The 21,518-nt window shown below is 63.7% G+C and carries 22 protein-coding genes; 8 read left to right on the forward strand and 14 right to left on the reverse strand.

The window, feature by feature from the left end:
* Window positions 1-215: 215 nt before the first annotated feature.
* Complete coding sequence (gene sat / locus ABNU97_RS03385) at window positions 216-1,400, forward strand: sulfate adenylyltransferase (protein WP_348765346.1); 1,185 nt, start codon at window positions 216-218, stop codon at window positions 1,398-1,400.
* Between the two features lie 102 nt (window positions 1,401-1,502).
* Here the strand turns inward: sat and ABNU97_RS03390 are convergent, their stop codons facing one another.
* The 5 genes from ABNU97_RS03390 to gltX all read right to left on the reverse strand — a co-directional run bounded on the left by ABNU97_RS03390 (window position 1,503) and on the right by gltX (window position 5,071).
* Window positions 1,503-1,712, reverse strand: a complete 210-nt coding sequence (locus ABNU97_RS03390; RefSeq protein WP_348765347.1) for an acetyltransferase — start codon at window positions 1,710-1,712, stop codon at window positions 1,503-1,505.
* Entirely contained in the window at window positions 1,709-2,065 is a 357-nt protein-coding gene (locus ABNU97_RS03395) for a DUF488 family protein (protein WP_348765348.1), read from the reverse strand. Before ABNU97_RS03395 ends, ABNU97_RS03390 begins: the two co-directional genes overlap by 4 nt.
* 37 nt (window positions 2,066-2,102) lie before the next feature.
* The gene (locus ABNU97_RS03400; RefSeq protein ID WP_348765349.1) at window positions 2,103-3,071 is read right to left on the reverse strand and encodes a cation diffusion facilitator family transporter; all 969 of its coding nucleotides are present in this window, start codon (window positions 3,069-3,071) and stop codon (window positions 2,103-2,105) included.
* Between the two features lie 5 nt (window positions 3,072-3,076).
* Complete coding sequence (locus tag ABNU97_RS03405; protein WP_293623597.1) at window positions 3,077-3,391, reverse strand: metalloregulator ArsR/SmtB family transcription factor; 315 nt, start codon at window positions 3,389-3,391, stop codon at window positions 3,077-3,079.
* A 249-nt stretch (window positions 3,392-3,640) separates the two neighbouring features.
* Window positions 3,641-5,071: a glutamate--tRNA ligase gene (gene gltX, locus ABNU97_RS03410; protein WP_348765350.1), complete on the reverse strand. Its 1,431-nt coding sequence runs from the start codon at window positions 5,069-5,071 to the stop codon at window positions 3,641-3,643.
* 306 nt (window positions 5,072-5,377) lie between these two features.
* On the opposite strand from gltX, the gene ABNU97_RS03415 reads away from it, so the two are divergent.
* Window positions 5,378-5,842: a GNAT family N-acetyltransferase gene (locus ABNU97_RS03415; RefSeq protein WP_348765351.1), complete on the forward strand. Its 465-nt coding sequence runs from the start codon at window positions 5,378-5,380 to the stop codon at window positions 5,840-5,842.
* A 9-nt stretch (window positions 5,843-5,851) separates the two neighbouring features.
* Here the strand turns inward: ABNU97_RS03415 and ABNU97_RS03420 are convergent, their stop codons facing one another.
* Entirely contained in the window at window positions 5,852-6,727 is an 876-nt protein-coding gene (locus tag ABNU97_RS03420) for a LysR family transcriptional regulator (protein WP_348765352.1), read from the reverse strand.
* Between the two features lie 87 nt (window positions 6,728-6,814).
* Between ABNU97_RS03420 and ABNU97_RS03425 the strand changes: the two genes are divergently transcribed.
* The gene (locus ABNU97_RS03425; RefSeq protein ID WP_348765353.1) at window positions 6,815-7,564 is read left to right on the forward strand and encodes an NAD(P)H-dependent oxidoreductase; all 750 of its coding nucleotides are present in this window, start codon (window positions 6,815-6,817) and stop codon (window positions 7,562-7,564) included.
* Between the two features lie 59 nt (window positions 7,565-7,623).
* Here ABNU97_RS03425 and metE read toward each other — a convergent pair whose 3' ends face one another.
* Window positions 7,624-9,900 carry a 5-methyltetrahydropteroyltriglutamate--homocysteine S-methyltransferase gene (metE, locus tag ABNU97_RS03430; RefSeq protein WP_348765354.1) on the reverse strand — a complete coding sequence of 759 codons (2,277 nt, stop codon included), beginning with the start codon at window positions 9,898-9,900 and terminating at the stop codon, window positions 7,624-7,626.
* 138 nt (window positions 9,901-10,038) lie between these two features.
* Here metE and ABNU97_RS03435 point away from each other — a divergent pair, with 138 nt between their 5' ends.
* Together ABNU97_RS03435 and ABNU97_RS03440 are read left to right on the forward strand one after the other, a co-directional pair.
* The gene (locus ABNU97_RS03435) at window positions 10,039-10,932 is read left to right on the forward strand and encodes a LysR family transcriptional regulator (RefSeq protein ID WP_348765355.1); all 894 of its coding nucleotides are present in this window, start codon (window positions 10,039-10,041) and stop codon (window positions 10,930-10,932) included.
* A 333-nt stretch (window positions 10,933-11,265) separates the two neighbouring features.
* On the forward strand, window positions 11,266-11,898 hold the full coding sequence (locus ABNU97_RS03440) for a 2-hydroxychromene-2-carboxylate isomerase (RefSeq protein WP_348765356.1): 633 nt from the start codon (window positions 11,266-11,268) through the stop codon (window positions 11,896-11,898).
* Between the two features lie 139 nt (window positions 11,899-12,037).
* On the opposite strand, the gene ABNU97_RS03445 is transcribed toward ABNU97_RS03440, so the two are convergent.
* The 3 genes from ABNU97_RS03445 to yidD form a co-directional block, all read right to left on the reverse strand.
* Entirely contained in the window at window positions 12,038-12,301 is a 264-nt protein-coding gene (locus tag ABNU97_RS03445; protein ID WP_293623607.1) for a type B 50S ribosomal protein L31, read from the reverse strand.
* A gap of 55 nt (window positions 12,302-12,356) precedes the next feature.
* On the reverse strand, window positions 12,357-15,545 hold the full coding sequence (gene ileS, locus ABNU97_RS03450; protein WP_348765357.1) for an isoleucine--tRNA ligase: 3,189 nt from the start codon (window positions 15,543-15,545) through the stop codon (window positions 12,357-12,359).
* An 89-nt stretch (window positions 15,546-15,634) separates the two neighbouring features.
* The gene (gene yidD / locus ABNU97_RS03455) at window positions 15,635-15,895 is read right to left on the reverse strand and encodes a membrane protein insertion efficiency factor YidD (RefSeq protein WP_348765358.1); all 261 of its coding nucleotides are present in this window, start codon (window positions 15,893-15,895) and stop codon (window positions 15,635-15,637) included.
* 125 nt (window positions 15,896-16,020) lie between these two features.
* On the opposite strand from yidD, the gene ABNU97_RS03460 reads away from it, so the two are divergent.
* Both ABNU97_RS03460 and ABNU97_RS03465 read left to right on the forward strand, forming a co-directional pair.
* The gene (locus ABNU97_RS03460) at window positions 16,021-16,437 is read left to right on the forward strand and encodes a SufE family protein (protein WP_348765359.1); all 417 of its coding nucleotides are present in this window, start codon (window positions 16,021-16,023) and stop codon (window positions 16,435-16,437) included.
* Between the two features lie 100 nt (window positions 16,438-16,537).
* Window positions 16,538-17,308: an SDR family oxidoreductase gene (locus tag ABNU97_RS03465; protein ID WP_348765360.1), complete on the forward strand. Its 771-nt coding sequence runs from the start codon at window positions 16,538-16,540 to the stop codon at window positions 17,306-17,308.
* 45 nt (window positions 17,309-17,353) lie between these two features.
* On the opposite strand, the gene ABNU97_RS03470 is transcribed toward ABNU97_RS03465, so the two are convergent.
* From ABNU97_RS03470 to ABNU97_RS03485, 4 genes are all read right to left on the reverse strand, one after another.
* Window positions 17,354-18,529: an alpha-hydroxy-acid oxidizing protein gene (locus ABNU97_RS03470; RefSeq protein WP_348765361.1), complete on the reverse strand. Its 1,176-nt coding sequence runs from the start codon at window positions 18,527-18,529 to the stop codon at window positions 17,354-17,356.
* Between the two features lie 133 nt (window positions 18,530-18,662).
* Window positions 18,663-19,454 (reverse strand): DUF1043 family protein, encoded by a 792-nt coding sequence (locus ABNU97_RS03475; RefSeq protein ID WP_348765362.1) that lies wholly within the window; start codon window positions 19,452-19,454, stop codon window positions 18,663-18,665.
* 230 nt (window positions 19,455-19,684) lie between these two features.
* Window positions 19,685-20,098: a CoA-binding protein gene (locus ABNU97_RS03480; protein WP_348765363.1), complete on the reverse strand. Its 414-nt coding sequence runs from the start codon at window positions 20,096-20,098 to the stop codon at window positions 19,685-19,687.
* A gap of 6 nt (window positions 20,099-20,104) precedes the next feature.
* Window positions 20,105-20,911 (reverse strand): hypothetical protein, encoded by an 807-nt coding sequence (locus ABNU97_RS03485; RefSeq protein ID WP_348765364.1) that lies wholly within the window; start codon window positions 20,909-20,911, stop codon window positions 20,105-20,107.
* Between the two features lie 92 nt (window positions 20,912-21,003).
* On the opposite strand from ABNU97_RS03485, the gene ABNU97_RS03490 reads away from it, so the two are divergent.
* Window positions 21,004-21,507 carry a hypothetical protein gene (locus ABNU97_RS03490; protein ID WP_348765365.1) on the forward strand — a complete coding sequence of 168 codons (504 nt, stop codon included), beginning with the start codon at window positions 21,004-21,006 and terminating at the stop codon, window positions 21,505-21,507.
* The last annotated feature ends 11 nt before the right edge of the window (window positions 21,508-21,518 follow it).

Here is a 21,518-nt window from a genome sequence, read left to right on the forward strand (position 1 = left end):
GCGGCCTTTTGGGACTCAAACGCGACCGTGGATGAATAGATCAGAGGTTCCCTAATACGCCCTTGTGTCACGGGCATCGCGCCCGCAATACGTTAGAATCCGCAAAATCCTGACGGTCGAAACGCGGCACGACAGCCGCGTTTTCCGTTATGCATGGCACGCACGGCGCGTCATGCGACCCGTTTTTGCCATTCGACAACGCAAGGCGCGACGACATGATCAAACCGCACGGTTCCGATACGCTCAACCCGCTGTATGTGGCCGACGAGGCCGCCCGCGAGCAACTCATACAGGAAGCCCACGAACTGCCGGCGATCACCGTCAGCTCGGCCGCCGCGGCCAACGCGGTAATGCTCGGCGCCGGCTATTTCAACCCGTTGACCGGCTTCATGAGCAAGGCCGATGCGCTATCGGTAGGTCGCGACCTGCGGACCAGCGACGGCCTGTTCTGGCCGGTGCCGGTACTCAACCTGGTCGACGATATCGAGCCCATCAAGGGCGCGGCCCGTATCGCCCTGCGCGACCCCAACGTCGAGGGCAACCCGGTGATCGCGGTGCAGGACATCGAGGGCGTCGACGAATTCAGCGACGATGAGCTGAACGCGCTGCTCGAGCAGATCTTCACCACCACCGACGAAGAACACCCCGGCGTGGCCACCTTCAAATCGCTTGGCCGCCATGTCGTGCACGGGCCGATTCAGGTGCTGAACTTCAGCTATTTCGAGAAGGATTTCCCCGATACCTTCCGTACCGCACAGTCGATTCGCGACGAGTTCGCCGAGCGCGGCTGGGAAAAGGTCGTGGCCTTCCAGACCCGCAACCCCATGCACCGCGCGCATGAAGAACTCTGCAAGATGGCCATGGAAGCCACCGGCGCCGACGGCATTCTCGTGCATATGCTGCTGGGCAAGCTCAAGCCCGGCGATATTCCCGCCAACGTGCGCGATGCCGCCATTCGCACGATGGTGGATCATTACTTCCCCAAGAACTCGGTGATGATCACCGGCTACGGCTTCGACATGCTCTATGCCGGCCCGCGCGAGGCCGTGCTGCATGCCGTGTTCCGCCAGAACGCCGGTTGCTCCTATCTGATCGTCGGCCGCGACCATGCCGGCGTGGGCGATTTCTTCGGCCCCTTCGATGCCCAGAAGATCTTCGAGGAGCGCGTACCCGACGACGCCCTCGATATCGAGATCTTCGCCGCCGACCACACCGCGTTTTCCAAGAAACTCGGCAAGGTGGTGATGATGCGCGACGTGCCCGATCACACCAAGGAAGACTTCGTGATCCTGTCCGGCACCAAGGTGCGTGAAATGCTCGGCAACGGCATCGCCCCGCCGGAAGAATTCTCGCGCCCGGAAGTCGCCGAGATTCTGATGCAGTACTACCAGAGCAAATAGCGCGACCGACGCGCGCGCGTCGTTTCAAAGCCCGGGCACGCCCTGTGTGGCCCGGGCTTTTTCATGCCTGGCCGCACGGGCCGCGGCTACGCGCCTGCGCTATTACGGCTTCTGGGTACTGTTGGCCGCGGCGGCATCGCTGCTGCCAATCACCTCGGCCATATCGAGACGGCGTATCGCGCTGATCGCCATCTCCAGGGCGCCTTCCCCGCAGAGGCCGGCAATGGCGGCGTCCTCGTAGCCGGCAAGCGCGGCTTCGATACAGGCGTCGCGAACGCGTTCGGCGTCGTCCAGGCCGGCCGGGTCGCTCATGCGGCGTCTTCCAGCCAGTCCTTGAGCACTACCGCGTGATTGCATTCGGTATCGCGGGCGGCGAACAGCAGGGTCACTTCGTCTTCCCGGGCCACGATTTCACGCAGGGCGTCGAGATCCTCGTTGTCGGAGTCGTCCAGCTCGGCGCGATAGCTTTCGCGAAATGTCTCCCAGCGATCGCGATCGTGGCCGAACCAGCGCCGCAGCTCGCTCGACGGCGCGACCGATTTGTACCAGTCGTCGAGCGCGGCATCGGTCTTCTTGACGCCGCGCGGCCACATGCCGTCCACCAGTACGCGGCGGCCGTCATCGTCCGCTACGGAATCGTAGATACGCTTGAGTTGTATCGACATTGCCAACCCCCTGCCCGTTCTCCCACGGGCACTGTCTTCAAGTGGCCACGCCGCAGTCCGAATCCACCGCACAGGCCAGCGCGGTCTGACGGTCTTCCGGCTGCAGCGTGGTATGGGTGATCGAGAATCGCTCGGCCAACAGCGTCTGCAGCCGCGGCAGGATGGCCTGCCAGTCGCTCATGCGGCCGATTTCGATATGCGCGGCCAGCGCACGCTGGCTCGATGACAGGCTCCAGATATGCAGGTCGTGCACCGAATGCACGCCTTCAATACCGGCGAGTTCCTTGCTGACTCTTGCGGCATCCAGGCCCTTGGGCACGCCTTCCATGAGTACGTGCACGACGTCCTTGAGCAGACGCCAGGCCGATACCAGAATCAGCGCGCTCACGGCCAGCGAAAGCAGCGGATCGATCGGCATCCAGCCAGTCAGCAAAATCACCGCGCCGGCCACGATCGCGGCCACCGAGCCCAGCAGGTCGCCCAGCACGTGAATGAGCGCGCCGCGCACGTTCATGGTCTGTTCGCCGCGCATGAGAATGGCGGCCACCGCGATATTCATCACCAGCCCGATGGTGGCGATGATCATCACCGGCACGCCGGCCACTTCGCGCGGCTCGGCAAAGCGCTGGATCGCAGAGAACGCGATCGCCACGACCACCACGATCATCAGCACGGCGTTAATGAGTGCGCCCAACACCTCGGCGCGCTGCAGGCCGAAGGAATGCACCTTGGACGCCGGGCGCTTGGCCATCCAGGCCGCAAGCGCCCCGATAGCAAGCGAGGAGCTATCGGTGAACATATGACCAGCGTCAGACATCAATGCCAGCGAATCGGCCCACCAGCCGCCGACGGCTTCGACAAAAGCAAAGGCGAGCGTCAGGCCCAGCGACAGAATCAGCGCACGACCGCTTCCGCCGTGATGATGATGGCCACCCAGTCCATGGTCGTGGTCGTGGTCGTGGTCGTGGTCATGATCTGCGTGTGCATGCGCGTGCGGTTTGCTCATGACGACTACTCCTGAATGCTGTGTTCGACCATGTCACGCAGCACGCGCTGCACGTGCGCATCGGCGGCCACATAGAACACCTGCTTGCCGCGACGCTCGGCGCGCAGCAAACGCGCGGCCCGCAACAGGCGCAGATGATGGCTGGCCAGCGACATGGAGATATCGATATCGGCCGCGAGCGTCTGCACGCTCTGCGGTTCCTCGAGGCAGGCATACACCAGCGACAGCCGGTTCGGCTCGCCGAGCAGGCGAAACATCTCGGCCAGACGCGAGGTCTGGCCGGTGCTCAGAACCTGCAATTCAAGATAGGTGGTGGTCATGCGAACCTCGACAATTGAACAAGCATTGTATCGAGTGCGCGTCCGTTATGATATTTCGCCGATACGAACCTGGCTCAGCCACGCGGTCCGGCGACCGCTGGCTCGGCATGGCTGGCCATGGAAAAGTTGGGACGCTGCCCCGGCATCCGCGCCCGGGTAGACCGGCGCGGCTTATCGAAAGCGCGGCAAACGACGCGGCGCTCGTGCCCGATTGCACGCGCGCCCGTCGGGCGAACTGCGCATGTGGCTCTAGTTCGTTTCCGATGCGAAGGCCGCCACGGCCGCGTCCAGGCGTGCCAGCGTTTCATCGCGGCCGAGCAGCACCAGCGTATCGTCGATCGACGGCGACACGGGCCCGCCGGTCACCGCGATACGGATCGGCTGGGCGACCTTGCCCATGCCGACCTCGTTGTCGGCCGATACCTGCTTGACCACTGCACTCGCGGCTTCGCCGTTCCAGTCGTCGAGCGCTGCCAGACCGTCGCGTACCTGGGCTAGCAAATCCGGCGTGCCGGCCTTGATATGTTTCTTCACGGCCTTGGGTTCGTATTCGGTGACCGGCTGGAACACGAACAGTGTTTGCTCGGCCATTTCCAGCACGGTCTTGCAGCGGCCCTTCTGAATGGCAGCGATCTCGGCCAGGCGCGTATCGTCCACGCCGTCGATGCCCAGACGCGCGAGGTGCCAACGCAGCTCGCCGACCAGATCCTCGGGGGCGGCCATCTTCAGGTGTTCCTGATTCACCCACAGCAGCTTGTCCGGGTCGAAGGTCGAGGCGCCGCCCTGAACATGCTCGATATCGAAATGCTCGAGCATCTGTTCGCGGGTGAAGATTTCCTGATCGCCATGGGCCCAGCCCAGGCGCACCAGATAGTTGAGCAGCGCGCCCGGCAGAAATCCTTCTTCGCGATAGCGCATCACGCCCACCGCGCCGTGGCGCTTGGAGAGCCGCTTGCCGTCGGGCCCGAGAATCATGGGCACATGGGCATAGACCGGCAGCTCGGCAAAATCGCCGATCAAGGCCTTCAGGATATTGATCTGGCGCGGCGTGTTGTTGACGTGATCATCGCCGCGAATGATATGGCTGATGGCCATGTCCATATCGTCGACCACCACACAGAAATTGTAGGTGGGGGTGCCGTCGGCACGGGCGATCACCAGGTCGTCCAGCTCGGTATTCGAGATGGTGATATCGCCCTTGACCATATCGTGGATGACGGTCTCGCCGTCCAGCGGCGTGGCAAAACGGATGACCGGATCGACGCCTGCCGGCGGCTCGGGCAACGTCTTGCCCGGCATCGGCCGCCAGGTGCCGTCGTATTTCGGCTTTTCGCCCTTGGCCCGCGCGGCTTCGCGCATGGCCTCGACTTCCTCGGCGCTCGAATAACAGCGATAGGCCTTGCCTTCGGCAAGCAGCCAGTCGATGACTTCGGCATATCGGTCGAAACGCTTGGTCTGGTAATAGATCTCGCCGTCGTGCTCGAGATCGAGCCATTCCATGGCATCGAGAATCGCCTGCACGGCTTCGTCGGTCGAGCGTTCGCGGTCGGTATCCTCGATACGCAATACGAAGCGGCCACCGCTGGCTTTTGCATGCAGCCAGGAATACAGCGCGGTACGTGCGCCCCCGATATGCAGATAACCGGTCGGCGACGGCGCGAAACGGGTAGTGATCGTCATGGCAAAAGGCCGGGCAGGTAGTGACAGGCGGCGTAGTTTAACAATCCGCCCGATTGCGGGTGACCCGATCGCCTATCGCATGCGTTGCTTTGGCCAACTATTCGACTGTATGCGCGCCCCGACTGGCGAAAATCCGCACCGGCGCCTGCAGGCCCGCATTGAAAAACGACAACCTCGACAACGCGGTATGCACACTCGACTGGCGCGAAGACCGTGCCGCGATAGGATATGCCTGCGAATTCCAGGGCATGCGCGCAGACGGCGGGCGTGCCGACTGACTGCGTTCAAAGAACACGGGGAGTGACCATGTCCGAACTCGTTTTTCGTACGGCCCGGGCCGCTGATCTCGACGCGCTCGTACAGCTGCTGGCCGACGATGCCCTGGGCGCGACACGCGAGTGCCCATCCAGCCCGTTGCCGACGAGTTACAGCCAGGCGTTTGCAGCGATCGATGCCGATCCCAACAACGAGCTCATCGTCGCCGAGCAGGATGGCGAGATCGCGGGCATGCTGCAGCTGACCTATATCCCTTATCTGACCTATCAAGGAAGCTGGCGCGCGCTGGTCGAAGGCGTACGCATCGCCGGTAGTCGACGCGGTCAGGGGCTCGGCCGAACGCTGTTCGAATGGGCGATCGAGCGCGCAGAAGAACGCGGCTGCCGACTCATCCAGCTCACCACCGACAAGCAGCGTCCCGACGCCCTACGCTTCTATGAAAGCCTGGGTTTCGTTGCGTCCCACGAAGGGCTTAAACGCACGCTCGGCAACTGAATCGGCGCCCTATCCACCGGCCAGCCGCGAACGCACATCCGGGCTGGCGAACGCATCGATGAGTGCATCTCTAAGCGCGCGAACACGCGCCGTACGTCGCATGTCCGGATGGACCAGCAGCCAGGCCGGCGTGGTCAATTCCGGTATGGGCGCGCCGACGCGCAGCAGCTGCGCATCGGTATCGGCGAGATAACAGGGCAGCAGCGCGTCGCCCAGCCCGTCGGCTGCAGCACGCTGCATGGCAAGCATGCTGTCGACCTGCAAGGCGATATCGTTCGCGTCGACGCCGGCGGCCATCCATCGATGCAAGGCCGCAAACGGCACGGCTTCGCTCAACCCCACCCAGGCATTCGACGGCGGCGCATGCTGCGCACAGCGATAACGCGCCATGACAATCTCGCCAAGGCGCTGGGCAATCAACGGGTCCGGCGGCTCGTCGGCGGCGCGAATCGCCAAGTCGGCATCCCGGCGTGCCAGATCGAACGGCGCATTGGATAGGCGTACGTCCAGGCGAATGGCCGGAAAGCGTTCCCGAAACGTGGCCAGCATGGGCGATACGAGCCCGTGCAGCAGCGTATCCGTGGTGGTCAGATGCACCGTACCGGCCGGGGTAACATCCCGCCCGGCGATACGGCGCGCGGCATCCACCACCGCACCGTCCATGTCGTCGGCCACGGCCACCCATTCTGCGCCGACCGCGGTGGGCACATGACGCCCCCGATCCCGTTCGAACAGCGCCGTGCCCAGGGCGCGTTCACAGGCGATCAGCCGTCGATAGACCGTGGCGTGGTGCAGCCCGAGCGTGCGTGCAGCACCGGCCAGCGTTTCGGCTCGTGCAATGGCCAGCACCAGGCGTAAATCGTCCCAGGCGATATCGGTTTGCATAAGCGCAAATACGGCTTGCCGTTATGCCTATTTCGTGACGATAACGCAAACAGCAGACTGGCGGCCTGATTTCAAAGGCCCCATCTCATGCACGCCCATATCGTATTCGCCCATCCCGAACCGAAATCCTTCAATGGCGCACTCGCCGATATTGCTGATGAAACCCTGGCCGGCCGGGGAATGACGGTCACACGCTCCGATCTGTACGCCGAATGTTTCGATCCTGTCGAAGGCCCGGCCCGCTACGACTCACGCGCCGATGCACACTATTTCTCGGCGCTGACCGAACAACGCCATGCGGGCAATGAGCAAAGCCGTGCCGCCGACGTGCAGCGCGAAATCGATCGATTGACGGCGGCCGATCTGGTCATCCTCCAGTTTCCGCTCTGGTGGCATGCCCAGCCGGCCATCCTCAAGGGATGGTTCGATCGCGTGTTCGTCTACGGCGAGCTCTATACCGGGCGCCGGCGCTACGACGAAGGGATTTTTCGCGGCAAGCGCGCGCTGCTGTCGGTGACCACTGGCGGGCCGGCGGCCACCTTTTCGCCCTACGGCCGTGGCGGGCCAATCGAGCGCCTGCTCTGGCCCATCCACTACTCGCTGCACTACATGGGCTTCGACGTACTGGCGCCGTTCGTCGCCCACGGCATTCAGGGTGGCGGCATCGCCTACGAACAGCGCGACGTGTTCGAGCACCACCTCGACAGCCTTAAACACGACTGGGCCGAACGCCTGAGCGCGCTCGATTCGGCCCGACCGATCCCATTCACCGGCTGGCCCGACTGGGACGCAGACGGCGTATTACGCGCCGATCACCCGCTGCGCTGGGGGCCGTGAGATCGCGCTCGGCCGTCCCGGAGATTCATCGGGACGGCCGAACGGTCGCGGTGATCGGCTCAGGCGGCCTGCCTCTGCCGCAGCTCGCGCGCGGCATCGACCATATGTTCGAGCGCGGGCCGAACCTCGGCCCAACCGCGGGTCTTGAGGCCGCAGTCCGGATTCACCCATATGCGCTCGGGTGGCAGCACTTCGGTGGCTTTTTCCAGCAGCGCGATCATTTCCGCCTTGGCCGGCACGCGCGGGCTGTGAATGTCGTAGACGCCGGGCCCGATCTCGTTCGGGTACCGGAATTTCACGAAGGCATCGAGCAGCTCCATCTGCGAGCGCGAGGTTTCGATGGAAATACAATCGGCGTCCATGGCCGCGATCGCCTCGATGATGTCGTTGAATTCCGAATAGCACATATGGGTATGCACCTGGGTGTCGTCGGCGACACCGCCCGCGGTCAGACGAAAGCTGGCGCTCGCCCAGTCCAGATACTCGGCCCACTCGGAACGCCGCAGCGGCAGGCCTTCACGAAAGGCGGCCTCGTCGATCTGGATGGCCGCCAGGCCGGCGGCTTCGAGATCGCAGACCTCGTCGCGAATGGCCAGCGCCACCTGCTTGACCGTTTCGGATCGGGGCTGGTCGTCGCGCACGAACGCCCACTGCACCATGGTGACCGGGCCGGTGAGCATCCCTTTCATGGGCTTGTCGGTCAGCGACTGGGCATATTTCGACCATTTCACCGTCATCGGTTCGGGCCGCGACACATCACCGAAGATGATCGGCGGCTTCACATAGCGGGTGCCATAGCTCTGTACCCAGCCGAACTTGGTGAAGGCATAGCCGGCCAGCTGTTCGCCGAAATACTCCACCATGTCGTTACGCTCGAATTCGCCGTGCACGAGCATGTCGAAGCCCATGGCTTCCTGCATGGTCACGGCCTCGGCGATCTGGGCTTCCAGAAAGGCGTCGTAGTCGGCGTCGTTCATATCGCCGCGCTTGTGGGCCGCGCGTGCCTTGCGCACCTGCGCAGTCTGCGGAAAGGAGCCGATCGTGGTGGTCGGAAACGCCGGCAGATCGAGCTTGGCCTGCTGTTTTTCAGCGCGTTCCGGGTAAGCAGAAAAACGCTTGTAGTCGGCCGCGCCCGTATTCGCCACCCGGTTCTTGACCGCGCTGTCATGAATACGCGTCGAGTTGGCACGGTCCACCATCGCGGCCGCGTTGGCGGCAAGCATGTCCTTGTCGACCTTGCCGTTCGCCGCACGGGCGAGGAACACGATTTCGTCGAGTTTTTCCTCCGCGAACGCCAGCCAGTTGAGCAATTCGTCGTCGAGCTTGTGCTCGCTGCGCAGGGTGACGGGGCAATGCAGCAGCGAACAGCTGGGCGCGACGATCAGACGCTCGCTGCCCAGTTCGCCGAGCACGGGCTGCAACCGGTCCAACGCGCGCGTGAGATCGGTTTTCCAGATATTGCGCCCGTCGACGATGCCGACCGAGAGCAGCTTGTCGTCGGACAAACGTGCGGCCACGGCTTCGACTTCCTCGACGCCGCGTACGCCGTCGATATGCAGGGCGGCGACGGGCAGCGATACGAACAGCTCGCGGTTGTCGGCCAGCGCGCCGAAATAGTTGGCCACCATGATCTTGATGCCGGCAACGCCCGCGAGCGCATCGTAGGCCTTGCGAACAACCTCGCGCTGGGCGTCATTCAGGTCCAGCGAAAAGATCGGCTCGTCGATCTGCAGCCATTCGGCGCCCTGCTCGGCCAGCCGTTCGGCGATCTGGACATAGATCGCGATCAGCTCGTCGGCGAGATCGAACTTGTTCAGATCCGAGCCGTCGGTGACCTTGCCGAGCGTCAGATAGGTCGCCGGACCGACGATTACGGGCTTGGTGACGATGCCCTGTGCCTTGGCCTCGGCGAACTCGTCGAAGATCTTCGTGCCCACGAGTCCGAACGTCGTGTCGCGGGTGAATTCCGGCACGATGTAGTGGTAGTTGGTATCGAACCACTTGGTCATTTCGCAGGCAATCGCATCATCGGTGCCGCGGGCCATGTCGAAGGCCACGTCGATGTTCATGGCCTGGCCGTCCCAGCCGAAACGCGACGGCACGTTACCGATCAGGCACGACAGCCCCAACACCTGGTCGTAGAAGGAGAAATCGTTCGACGGGATCAGGTCGATGCCTGCCGCCTTCTGTTTCGCCCAGTTGGCGCGACGCAGCTCGGCGCCGGTGGCTTCGAGGCCGGCGTAGTCGAGATCGCCTTTCCAGTAGGCCTCGGTGGCCTTTTTGAGTTCGCGGCGTTCGCCGATACGCGGGAAACCGAGGTTCTGGGAAATCGTCATGGTCGCTCCGATGGGTTGGGTGCAGCCGACGTCCAAATGCCTGACGCCGATGTTCGCGAACCGGAACTCTATAGCGCGCTACCAATGAATAAAATTGGTATATTTACATCGATATATGAATTCAGCTCATTAAATGCCATGATCGAGCGTATCCACCTGAGCATCCTCCGGGCCATCGACCGGGAAGGCTCGCTTACCGCGGCGGCGCGAACCCTGCATTTGAGCCAGTCTGCGCTGAGCCATGCGATCCGCAAGCTCGAACGACGCTCGGGTAGCACGATCTGGAGCCGGGAGGGACGGCGGGTACGACTCACCGCTGCCGGCGAGCAGATGCTGGCCGCCGCCAATCGGCTGCTGCCCCAGCTCGAACGGGTCGACGACATGCTGGCCGACTATGCCAGCGGCGCCGTCGGCTCCCTGCGTATCGGCATGGAATGCCATCCCTGCTATCGCTGGTTGCTCAAGGTGGTGGAGCCCTATCTGAGCGCCTGGCCCGGGGTGGATGTGGACGTGGTGCAACAGTTCCAGTTCGGCGGCATGGCCGCCCTGTTCAACCACGAGATCGATATCCTCGTTACCCCCGACCCGCTCAAGAAGAAAGGCGTGCAGTTCGAGCCGGTGTTCGACTACGAACAGGTGCTGGCGGTGGCGGCCGACCATCCGCTGGCCGCGTGCGACGCGGTACAGGCAGACGATCTGGCTGCAGAGACGTTGCTGTCTTACCCCGTCGACCCCAGCCGGCTGGACGTGTATGTATCACTGCTCACCCCGGCCGGCGTGACGCCGCATCGCCACAAGACGGTGGAATCGACTGACATCATGCTGCAGATGGTCGCCGCTGGGCGTGGCGTGGCCGCCCTGCCGCGCTGGCTGATCGAGGAATACCAGCCCCAGCTTGCCATCGTCGCCCGGCCCCTGGGCGAGCAGGGTATCGCCAAACAGATTCATCTGGGCGTGCGCCGCGGTGATCGCGGGCTGCCGGCGCTCGAGGGGTTTCTTGAGCTTGCCGCTGCGCATAGGGAGAGGGTTTGACTGAGGGGCCGCGTCGGGTTTTCCGTCGCAGCGCAGCACCCTAGACCAGATTTAACCCTGGAGTTAAGTCCGAAAAAGCAGGTCCAGGCTATCTGCTTTCGGCGCTCACGAGTCTGTCAGTCCTTTGGTTTCGCGCTGCTGCGCGACCCATCTTTTGGGTACTTCTCTTTGGACAAGCAAAGAGAAGTACCTCGCACAACAGTGCGAAACCCCAAGTCAAAATTCACCTGCGCCGTTGATTCGGACCGCACGTGGATTCGATCTACGATCACCGCCGAACTCACCGACTCCGCTAATCTGGCGTTTCACGCCGCAGCCGATTCGGGATATCCCATGAACAAACCCCGCACCATCGACTGGTACTTCGATTTCATCTCCCCGTTCGCCTATTTCGCCTGGCAGCGCCTCGGCGAATTCCGGCAGCACGCCGTGGTGGCCCATCGACCTATCCTGTTTGCGGGCGTGCTCGCCCACCACGGCCAGAAGGGACCGGCCGAAATCGGCCCGAAACGACGCTGGACCTATCGCTGGTGTGCCTGGCATGCACGCGAACACGGGCTGGCGTTTCGCATGCCGGCCGCGCATCCGTTCAATTCCCTGCCCTATCTGCGGCTGGCGATCGCGGCCGGCAGCACTACGCAGGCGATCGACGGTATCTTCGACGGGCTGTGGACGACCGGCGTCGATCCGCAGGATCCGGGCGTGGTGCAGACGCTGGCGCAGGCGCTGAACGTGGACCCGGCCCGGCTGGCCGCGCCCGAGGTCAAACAGCAGCTGCGCGTCGAGACGGAGCAGGCCTGTGCGCGCGGCGTATTCGGTGTACCGACGCTTGCGATCGGCAAGGAACTGTTCTGGGGCGCGGATGCGATGCCCATGGCCGCGCAATACCTGGCTGATGAGGCCAGCCTCGACGACGATGCCGAGATGCAGCGGGTGTCCGCGCTGCCCATCGGCGCCATGCGTTGAAACAGCCGCCCCATCCGACGCCCCGGCCTCGCAACGCAAACGCCGGACACGCAAAAGCCGGCCGGCGTATTGCACGCCGGCCGGCTCGAATTCAGCGAGCACCGCGCCCGAATCAGATCGGGCGCGGGAGCCAGAAGCCTTACTGCTTCTTGGCGCCCTTCATCATGCCAAAGCGCCGGTTGAAGCGCTCGACCTTGCCGGTCGTGTCCATGATGTTCTGCTTGCCGGTATAGAACGGGTGCGTCGCACTCGTGACTTCCAGCTTCACGAGCGGGTACTCGTTGCCATCTTCCCATTCGATGGTTTCGTTGGTCTCGATGGTCGAGCGCGTGAGAAACGCGAAATCACCGCCCATGTCCTTGAATACGACGGGGCGATAGTTGGGGTGGATGTCTTTCTGCATGGCCTGCTGTCTCGACTGTCGATCGTTAAAAAGTAAAACCGTTGCGATACGCGCGTTATCGAACGCGCGCCAGGGCTAGCGTGATCTGCGCGCCGTCGATATCGAAGGCCTGCTCGACCTCGCCCGACGGCTGCGCGTTCGGCGCGTACGCTTCGGCTAGGGTTTCACGCGCGATCACCGCCCTGTGGCTTTCGATCGCCTTCGCCAGCTCGTCGTCGGCGTGATACTGCACGCGAATCCGATCGGCGACATGAAATTCGGCCTGTTTGCGCAACCGCTGTACGCGATTGATCACTTCGCGCGCCAGCCCGCGTTCGCGTAGTGAATCCGTCAGTGTACTATCAAGTGCGACCGTAACGCCATCTTCGCGGCCTACGAGCCAGCCTTCCACGCCTTCGGCGGATACCAGCAGGTCGCCTTCGCCGAGTTCGATATCCTCGCCGTCGGCGGTGACGATTAGCCGCATATCGCGCATGTAACGCGCGATGGCTTCGTCGTCGAGGGCCGCCACGGCGCCGGCCACCGCCTTCATCTTCTTGCCCAGACGCTTGCCCAGGGTCTTGAAGTTGGGCTTGGCGCTGCGCTTGACCAGATCGCCCTCGCCGGCCACGAATTCGATGGCATCGACGTTGATCTCGTCGCGCACGATGGCGGCGATGGCGTCGACGTCGGCGCGTGCCACCTCGGCTTCCTCGACCACTAGAATGCGTGCCAGCGGCTGGCGCACGTTCAGCCCGGCCTCGTTACGCAAGGCCAACGCGTTGGCCACGATCGCCCGTGCCAGCGCCATGCGCCGTTCCAGGTCGGCATCGATGAGCGCGGCATCGGCGGCCGGGAAGTCGGCGAGATGCACCGATGCACGCGCGCCGTTTTCGTTGCCCAGCTGCCCGTACAGCCAGTCGGAGAAGAACGGCGCGATCGGCGCCATCATCGCTGCCACATCGCGCAGACAAGTCAGCGTGGTGTGATAGGCCGAGCGCTTGTCAGCGACGTCTGATTCGCTGGCATCGCCGCCGGCATCGGCACGCGCGCCGGCCCAGAAACGGGCCCGCGAGCGGCGGATATACCAGTTCGAAAGCGCATCGATGAAACGCTCCACCGCACGCGCGGCCCGGGTCGGGTTGTATTCGTCCAGTGCGGCCGATGCTTCGGCGGCCGTGGATTGCAGCCTGGAGAGAATCCAGCGATCCAGCTCGGGCCGGTCGGCCACGACCGGTGCTGGCGTATCGGCGGTGAAACCGTCGATATTGGCGTAGGTGGCAAAGAACGAATACACGTTTTCCAGGGTGCCGAACACCTTGGTACGCGTTTCCCGCAGACCGCGGTCGGCGTACTTGGTGTTATCCCACGGCGGGCTGTTGGCCAGCATGTACCAACGGATGACGTCGGCGCCGTGGGTATCCAGGGCTTCGAACGGATCGACCGTATTGCCCTTGGACTTGGACATCTTCTCGCCGTTGGCATCCAGCAACAGGCCGTTGACCACGACGTTCTTGTAGGCCGGCGAGTCCTTGATGAGCGTGCCGATGGCATGCAGCGAATAGAACCAGCCACGGGTCTGGTCCACGCCTTCGCAGATGAAATCGGCCGGGAAGTTGGCCTCGAAGCGTTCCTGGTTCTCGAACGGGTAGTGCCACTGGGCGAACGGCATGGCGCCCGAGTCGAACCAGACGTCGATGATCTCGGGCACCCGGCGCATGGTGCCGCCGTCTTTTGCCATCCAGGTGATGGCATCGACCTGCGGCTTGTGCAGGTCCAGCGTGTCGTCGTCGGCGACCTGATCGCCGGCGTACTCTCGCAGCTCGGCAATGGAGCCGATCACCACGATATCGTCCGGGTTGTTGTCGTTGACCCAGATCGGCAGCGGCGTGCCCCAGTAGCGATGCCGGGACAGCGCCCAGTCGACGTTGTTTTCCAACCAGTCGCCGAAGCGGCCGGTGCCGACATGGGCCGGGAACCAGTTGATGCGGTCGTTGTAGGCGACCAGCTTGTCCTTGTTCTGCTGGGTCGCTACGAACCAGGACTCGACCGGGTAGTTCATCAAGGGCGTGCCCTTGCGCCAGTCGTGCGGGTAGTTATGCACCGTCACGCTCTGCTCGAACAGCAGCCCGCGTTCCTTGAGATCGCGCGCCACCGGCTTGTCGGCGTCCTTGAACCACAGCCCGCCCACCAGCGGGAAGTCGGCCTGGAAATGGCCGTCGCGCTCGATCGGATTGAATACCGGCATGCCTTCGGCCGTGGTCACCCGGAAGTCATCTGCGCCGAAGGCCGGCGCTTCATGGGCAATGCCGGTGCCATCGTCGGTGGTAATGAAATCGGCCGCGATCACGCGCCAGGCCTGATCGGCCTCGGGATGATCGACAAAACAATCGTAAGGCGGCTTGTAGCGCTTGCCGATGAGCGCATCGGCGCCGAAGGTTTCGAGGATTTCGGCATGCTCGCCGAGCGTGGCGGCCACACAGTCGCGGGCCACGATGTAGACCGATCCATCCTCGCCGCGTGCCTTGGCGTATTCGATTTTCGGGCCGACCGCCAGCGCGACGTTAGATGGCATGGTCCAGGGCGTGGTGGTCCAGGCCAGGATCGCCACGTCCGGCTCGTCTTCCAGGAAGAACTTCACCGTGATCGACGGATCCTGCACTTCCTTGTAGCCGAGGCTGACCTCGTGCGACGACAGCACCGTGCCCGAACCCGGCGAATACCAGTGCACCTTGTGGCCCTTGTAGAGCAGGCCCTGCTCGTGGAGCTGCTTGAGCAGCCACCACACCGATTCGATGTACTCGTTCGAGAAGGTGACGTAGGGCGCATCCAGATCGGCCCAGAAACCGATGCGCCGGGTCAGTTCGTCCCACTGGGTCTTGTAGCGCAGCACCGACTCGCGACAGGCGGCGTTGTATTCGGCGATGCCGTAGTTCTCGATATCCTCGCGCGAGGACAGCCCCAGTTCCTTCTCCACCTCGATTTCGACCGGCAGGCCGTGGGTATCCCAACCGGCCTTGCGGTCGACCCGATAGCCGCACATCGTCTTGTAGCGGCAGAAGGTGTCCTTGATCGTGCGCCCGAGCACGTGGTGGATGCCCGGCCGGCCGTTGGCCGTGGGCGGGCCTTCATAAAAAGTGAAGGTCGGGCCATCGGCACGCGCGGCGGTGCTGGCCTCGAATACGTCTTCCTGATCCCACCAGCGGCGGATATCGCCATCCAGTGCAGACAGATCCAGCGGCTTGTGTTCGGTGAAACCGGTCATGGGCGAGACGTCGATCCAGGCGGATTAGTCAATGAAAGCGCGCCATCATAAACCCTGCGTGCGCCCCATGCATCGGTGCTACGCCGCTGTCAACGCTTGTCGCGGGGTGGCGGCACCGGGTCGAAACCGCCTTCGCGCAGCGGATGGCAGCGGGTAATACGCCGAAACGCCAGCCAGGAACCGCGAATCGGCCCGTGTACCTGCAGGGCCTCCAGCGCATAGGCCGAGCAGCTGGGCATATAGCGACAGCGCGGGCCCAGCAGCGGCGAGAGCGTATAGCGATAGATCACGATCGGCAGCTGCAGCAGGCGCACCACCAGCCAGCGCAGCGCTGTCGAGATTCTGGCCATGGCCGATGGGCTTTGCATGTGGCCAGTCTAGCCGCTGGCGACGGCGTACACGAGTGCGAACGCTTGACTGGCGCGCGCTATGGCCCAAGCTTGTAACAGGTACACCCTGCTTGAACACGCGCCCTATGGATACACAGATCGAGCAACTCAAGACCACCTTCGAGATGCTGCCCGACTGGGAGGAACGCTATCGTTTCATCATCGATCTGGGCCGCAAGCTCGAGCCGCTGGACGACGAAGAGCGCAACGAGGCCACCCGCGTGCGCGGCTGCATGAGCCAGGTCTGGCTCGTGGCCGACGAAAGCAACGACGACAAACTGCATTTTCGGGGCGATTCGGATGCCCATATCGTGCGCGGGCTGATCGGCGTGCTGCTGATGATCTATTCCGACAAGACGCCGAAAGAGATCGCCGAGATCGATATCAACCAGATATTCGCCGACCTCAACCTGGAACAGCACATCACCATGAACCGGCGCAACGGGCTGTACTCGATGGTGGAAACCATCCAGCGCACCGCCCACCGGCAGCTCGATTCCTAGCGACAGGCCCTAGCACCGCAACGATCGGCTATGCTGCGGCGTCGATTCACGCCGCGCCTTGGCCTGACTTTTCATGCGCGGCCCGCTCAGGAATTAGCGCATGTCCAACAATCGTCCCGTCGCCCTGATCACCGGCTCCTCCTCCGGCATCGGCGCGGCCACTGCCCGCCTGCTGTCCGAACGCGGCTACAATGTGGTCATCAACTATTCTCGCAGCGCCGAGGCCGCCGAACAGGTAGCCGCAGAATGCGAAGCGCTGGGCGCAGAAACGCTCGTCCAGCAGGCCAACGTGGCCGAGGATGCGCACTGTCGCGCCCTGGCCGACAGCGCGCTCGAACGCTGGGGCCGTATCGATGCCCTGGTCAACAACGCCGGCACCACCCGTTTCTGCGCGCACGAAAACCTTGAAGGCCTGAGCGCACAGGATTTCCAGGACCTCTATGCCGTGAATACGGTCGGCGCTTACCAGATGGTGCGCGCGGTCGCGCCTGCGATGCAGGCCGCTGGCACGGGCAGCGTCGTGAACGTGGCCTCGATTGCCGGCGTACTCGGCTTCGGCAGCTCGATCGCCTATGCCGCTTCCAAGGGCGCGCTCATTACCATGACCAAGTCGCTGGCACGAGCACTCGGCCCGGCGATCCGCGTGAACGCGGTCTGCCCCGGCTTCGTACGCGGCAGCTGGCTGGCCGAAGGCCTGGGCGAGAAACGCTACACGGCGATGATCGAGCGCCTGGAAGCCAACTCGCCGCTGGCCCGTGTCTGCACACCCGAAGACGTGGCCGAGTCGATCGCCTATTTCGCCGCCGGCGCGGGCATTACCACCGGCGAAACCCTGCTGCTCGACGCGGGCATGCATCTGGGCCGCATGTAAGCCTGCGCCCCTGCGGCGCGCTACAACGCGCCGCAGGGGCAGCCACTAATACCGGACAGGCGCCAGCGCCGCGCGTGTGAGCCCGTCGATCCGATCGTGGCCGGTCAAGGCCAGGGTCAGGTCGATATCGGCCAACAGCCGGCGCAGGACTTCGGCCACGCCCTGCTCGCCGGCACAGGCCAGCCCCCAGGCGAACGGGCGCCCAACCAGTACCGCATCCGCGCCCAGGGCCACTGCCTTGAGTACGTCCGCACCACGACGGATGCCGCTGTCGAAGAGTACGGTCATATGGTCGCCCACGGCATCCACCACGCCCGCCAGGGCATCGATCGCGGCAATGCTGCCATCGACCTGGCGCCCGCCATGGTTGGACACGATCACGCCGTCCATGCCGGCACGGCGCGCGGCCAGCGCGTCTTCGGGGTGTAGCACGCCTTTCAGGATCAGCGGCAGGTTGGTGGCCGCACGCAGCTTGGCCAGATCGGGCCAACTGCGCTCGGGCGAGGCATACACCTGCGACCAGTGCTTGACCGTGGCAATCACGTCTTCTTCCGGCGCCTTGTCGAGCCCGGCACGAAAGACCGGATCGCTGGTGTAGTTGGCCAGCCCCTTGCCCTGCAAGAAGGGCAGATAAGCGCCTTCGAGATCACGTTCGCGCCAGGCCAGCATCTTGGTGTCCAGCGTGATGACGATCGCTTCGTAGCCGGCTTTCTCGGCCCGCTGTACCAGGCTGGTGGCCAGTTCGTCGTCGTTGGGCCAGTACAGCTGATACCAGCCGGTGGTGTCGCCGAGCTCGTGTTTGACCTGTTCCATCGGGTACGACGAGACCGTCGACAGGATCATCGGTACGCCGACCTCGGCGGCAGCCCGAGCGACGGCCAGCTCGGCCTCCGGATGCAGAATTTCCTGTACGCCCAGCGGGGCCAGCATCAACGGTGTGGCGTGCTTCTTGCCCAGAACCGTCGTGCTTAAATCGCGTTCGCTGACGTCGGTGAGCATGCGCGGAAACAGCGGATAGCGATCGAAACTGTTGCGGTTGGCCGCCATCGACGCCTCGCCCGCGCCGCCCGCCACATACCAGTAGGCCGCGGGGTCGAGCACGTCCCGCGCTCGCGCTTCCAGGTCTTCGTAGCGCAACGGCAACGAGGGCAGCTCGCCCTTGAGCCCGGCGCTGTAGATACCGAACTGATGGTTACCGTAGGGGGTGTTGCTGCGTTCCACCGGCTTACTCCTCGATCATTGTTTTATTTCGTATGCGCCGGCGCTCCATACGAAAACAGCCGGCACAGGGCCGGCTGAATCAGAACAGTATTTCGTTTTTCACGCAAGCGCATGGAGCGCCGACGTGCGCCGATCATTCCAGACCGTAGCGCTTGCCGTCCTTGTTCTTGCTTTCCTTGTTCCAGGGCCGGTCGTTGGAGGAGTCGCTGTTCATCACCGCATCGCGGTTGGCGGCATCTCCGGTATTCGTATCGGCCTTGGCATCGGGCTTGACCTTGGGATCGGTATCAGCCTTGGCGCCAGGCGTGGTCGCGCTGCCGGCCTTCTCGGCCCCCGCTGCGCTCGCAGACGCTTTAGGGTCGGCTTTCGCCGCTGTAGCGGCAGTATCGCTTTGGTTCTTGCCCTGTGCCGATGCGGCCGCCTTGGCGGAGGACTGGCTGCCCGCCGGCTCGCTTGTCTTGGCCTGCGTGGACGACTGGGGGTTGGTCCCGGCCGGTTTCTGCGGCGCGGCGGCGGGTTTGGCTTCGGCCGTATTGTTGGCGCTGCGATCGCCGCCCTGCTTCGACTGGGCGGCCTGGGTCTTGGTAGCCGATTGATCGACCGGCGTGTCGCGGGTAATCGCTTCCGGGGCCGGCGGCGGGGTCACCAGCTTTTCCGGATGCATTTCGGCCAGCTTCTCGGCGCCATCGGCCATGTGCTTATACATGTCGCGATAGTCGTCGACCATGCGCGACATGATCGCCGAGGTCTGTTCGAAGTGTTCGCGTACGTCGTTCTTGTAGCTGTCGTGTTTTTCCGTCGCCTCTTTCATGGCCACGGATTTCTTGCCGCCAAAGCGGCTACCGAGGAAATAACCGACCGCGAGCGCGATGCCGGCGCATACGACGACGATCAGGATGAGAACGAGAGGGCTGAGATTGGCCATGGAGCGGTATCTCCCGGGGGCAGGGCATGAATCGGACGTGCGCCCCATACTGTGTCGTCGCGCCGCGAACGGCAAGTGCCAAGCGTGCAACCTTGGTCGCGATCGACGGCCTTGCGCGCCGTCTGCGTGGGGCAGACGCAGGGGCACGACAACACCCCGCGCTCGGCGGCCCGTCACTGGCAACAATCCTGCGCCAGCAACGGGCGGTTCGAGCCGAGGCTCTGGGCTTGTCAGCCCAGCAGGCGCCGGTACTCTTTAAGCATGCACCGATCCATGATGACTTCGATGCCGGCATCCACGGCCTTCTGCGCGGCTTCGTGGTGAATCACCCCTTCCTGCAGCCACAGGGTGCGCACATGGCGCTCGATGCAGGCATCGACGATCTGGGGTACGTGCTCGGAGGAACGGAACACATCCACGACATCCGTCATACCCGTGACGTGACGTAGATCCGGGAACGCGTTCACGCCCAGCACTTCACGCTCGTTCGGGTTGACCGGAACGATATCGAAGCCCTCGCTCTGAAGCGCCTGGGCGACTTCATAGGACGGCCGGTCCGGATTGGAGGACAGCCCGATCACGATCACGCGACGGGTCTGGGCCAGGATTTCTCGAATACGACTATCTTCGGTAACTATCGGCATTTTTAATCAGCTGGAAACGGGGGTGAAATTCTCGCTCACGCGATCGCTGGCGGCGGAGAGCGTGTCGATGATGGCGTTCTTGAGTGCCTGATTGGCCCAGACCAACTCCGGCTGGTTTTGCAGCGCGGTATATTCGCTCAGCGTGCTGTCGTCGACGTCGCGATAGACGTACAACAGCATCAGCGGCACGCGCTGTTCGAGCTTGTTGCCGATGTCCGCGCGCGTTTCGGCGACCATCTGCTCCACGCGGCTGTTATCGACCTGGTATTCCGCCGCCGAGGCTTCGTTGCGGGCACGGATCATGGCTTCGAGCAGGGTGACGTTGAAGTCGGTCTGCAGCTCCACGACCTTCATGTTCTCGGCGAGCATATCGACCTTGCGCAGACGCTCCTTGCGTTCCGGCGTGGCCGGCTGTTCGACGAACGCCTTGAAGTTGGCGGCGAAGTCCGGATCCCCGGTGGCCGACTCCAGCGCGATCATGCGGGTGGCAAGCGGCGTATGCAGGGCATCGGCCGCGCTCATGAGCGCACGCTGCTGGTCATCCCGGGCGGCGGCATCGCGCAGCCGATCGAGCACGTCCTGCTGCAGCGTCTGCGGATCGTAGGCTTCGTAGACGGCATCGCGCAGCGCGCTGCGCGTGGTCGTATCCACGTCGTCGGGCAGGTTCTGGTTGAGCGACTGCGTGACCGCCGGCGCGGCCTGGGCGAGCAGATCCGGCACGTCGTAAGCGGCCATCACGCGGTCGGCGGCGCTTTCCTGTGCCGCTTTGTCGGCCGGGCCGGTCGCACAGCCCGCCAACACGGCAGCAGCCATCAACACGCCAATAAGATAGGATTTCGCTTGCGGTTTCACGTTTCACCTGTGCATTGAGCAATCTGCATACTGTACGCCAAAGCCCCCACGCCGTGCCCGAAACGCTTGCGGTACTCGCCGTCGAGGCGCTTGGTTTCGAGTCGCTGAGGCGCTTTTTCGGCCGTCTGGGCCTGACGCTTGCGCGTGTGCCCAAGGGCCAACCCATCCCCGGTAGTTTCTGGGGCGACGAGGAAGCGGGTCTGATCGGCGACACGCTTTACGTGCGCGACGATACGCCGGTGCATTCGGCCATGCACGAAGCCGGCCACTATGTGTGTATGGACCAGACGCGCCGCGACGCGCTGCACACGAACGCCGGCGGCACATACGACGAGGAAAACGCGGTCTGCTACTGGCAGATTCTGGCCAGCGAACATCTCGACGGCATGAGCCAAGCGCGCATGTGCGCCGACATGGACCGCTGGGGCTACACCTTTCGCCTGGGCAGCGCCGCGGCCTGGTTTGCCGAGGACGCCGAAGATGCCCATGCCTGGCTCGTCGCCGCCGGCCTGATCGAGCCCGAGAGCGGTGCGCTCAATATCGGCGTTCGCCGCTGAGCGCACGCCCG

Source organism: uncultured Salinisphaera sp., from assembly GCF_964012375.1.
Taxonomy (GTDB): domain Bacteria; phylum Pseudomonadota; class Gammaproteobacteria; order Nevskiales; family Salinisphaeraceae; genus Salinisphaera.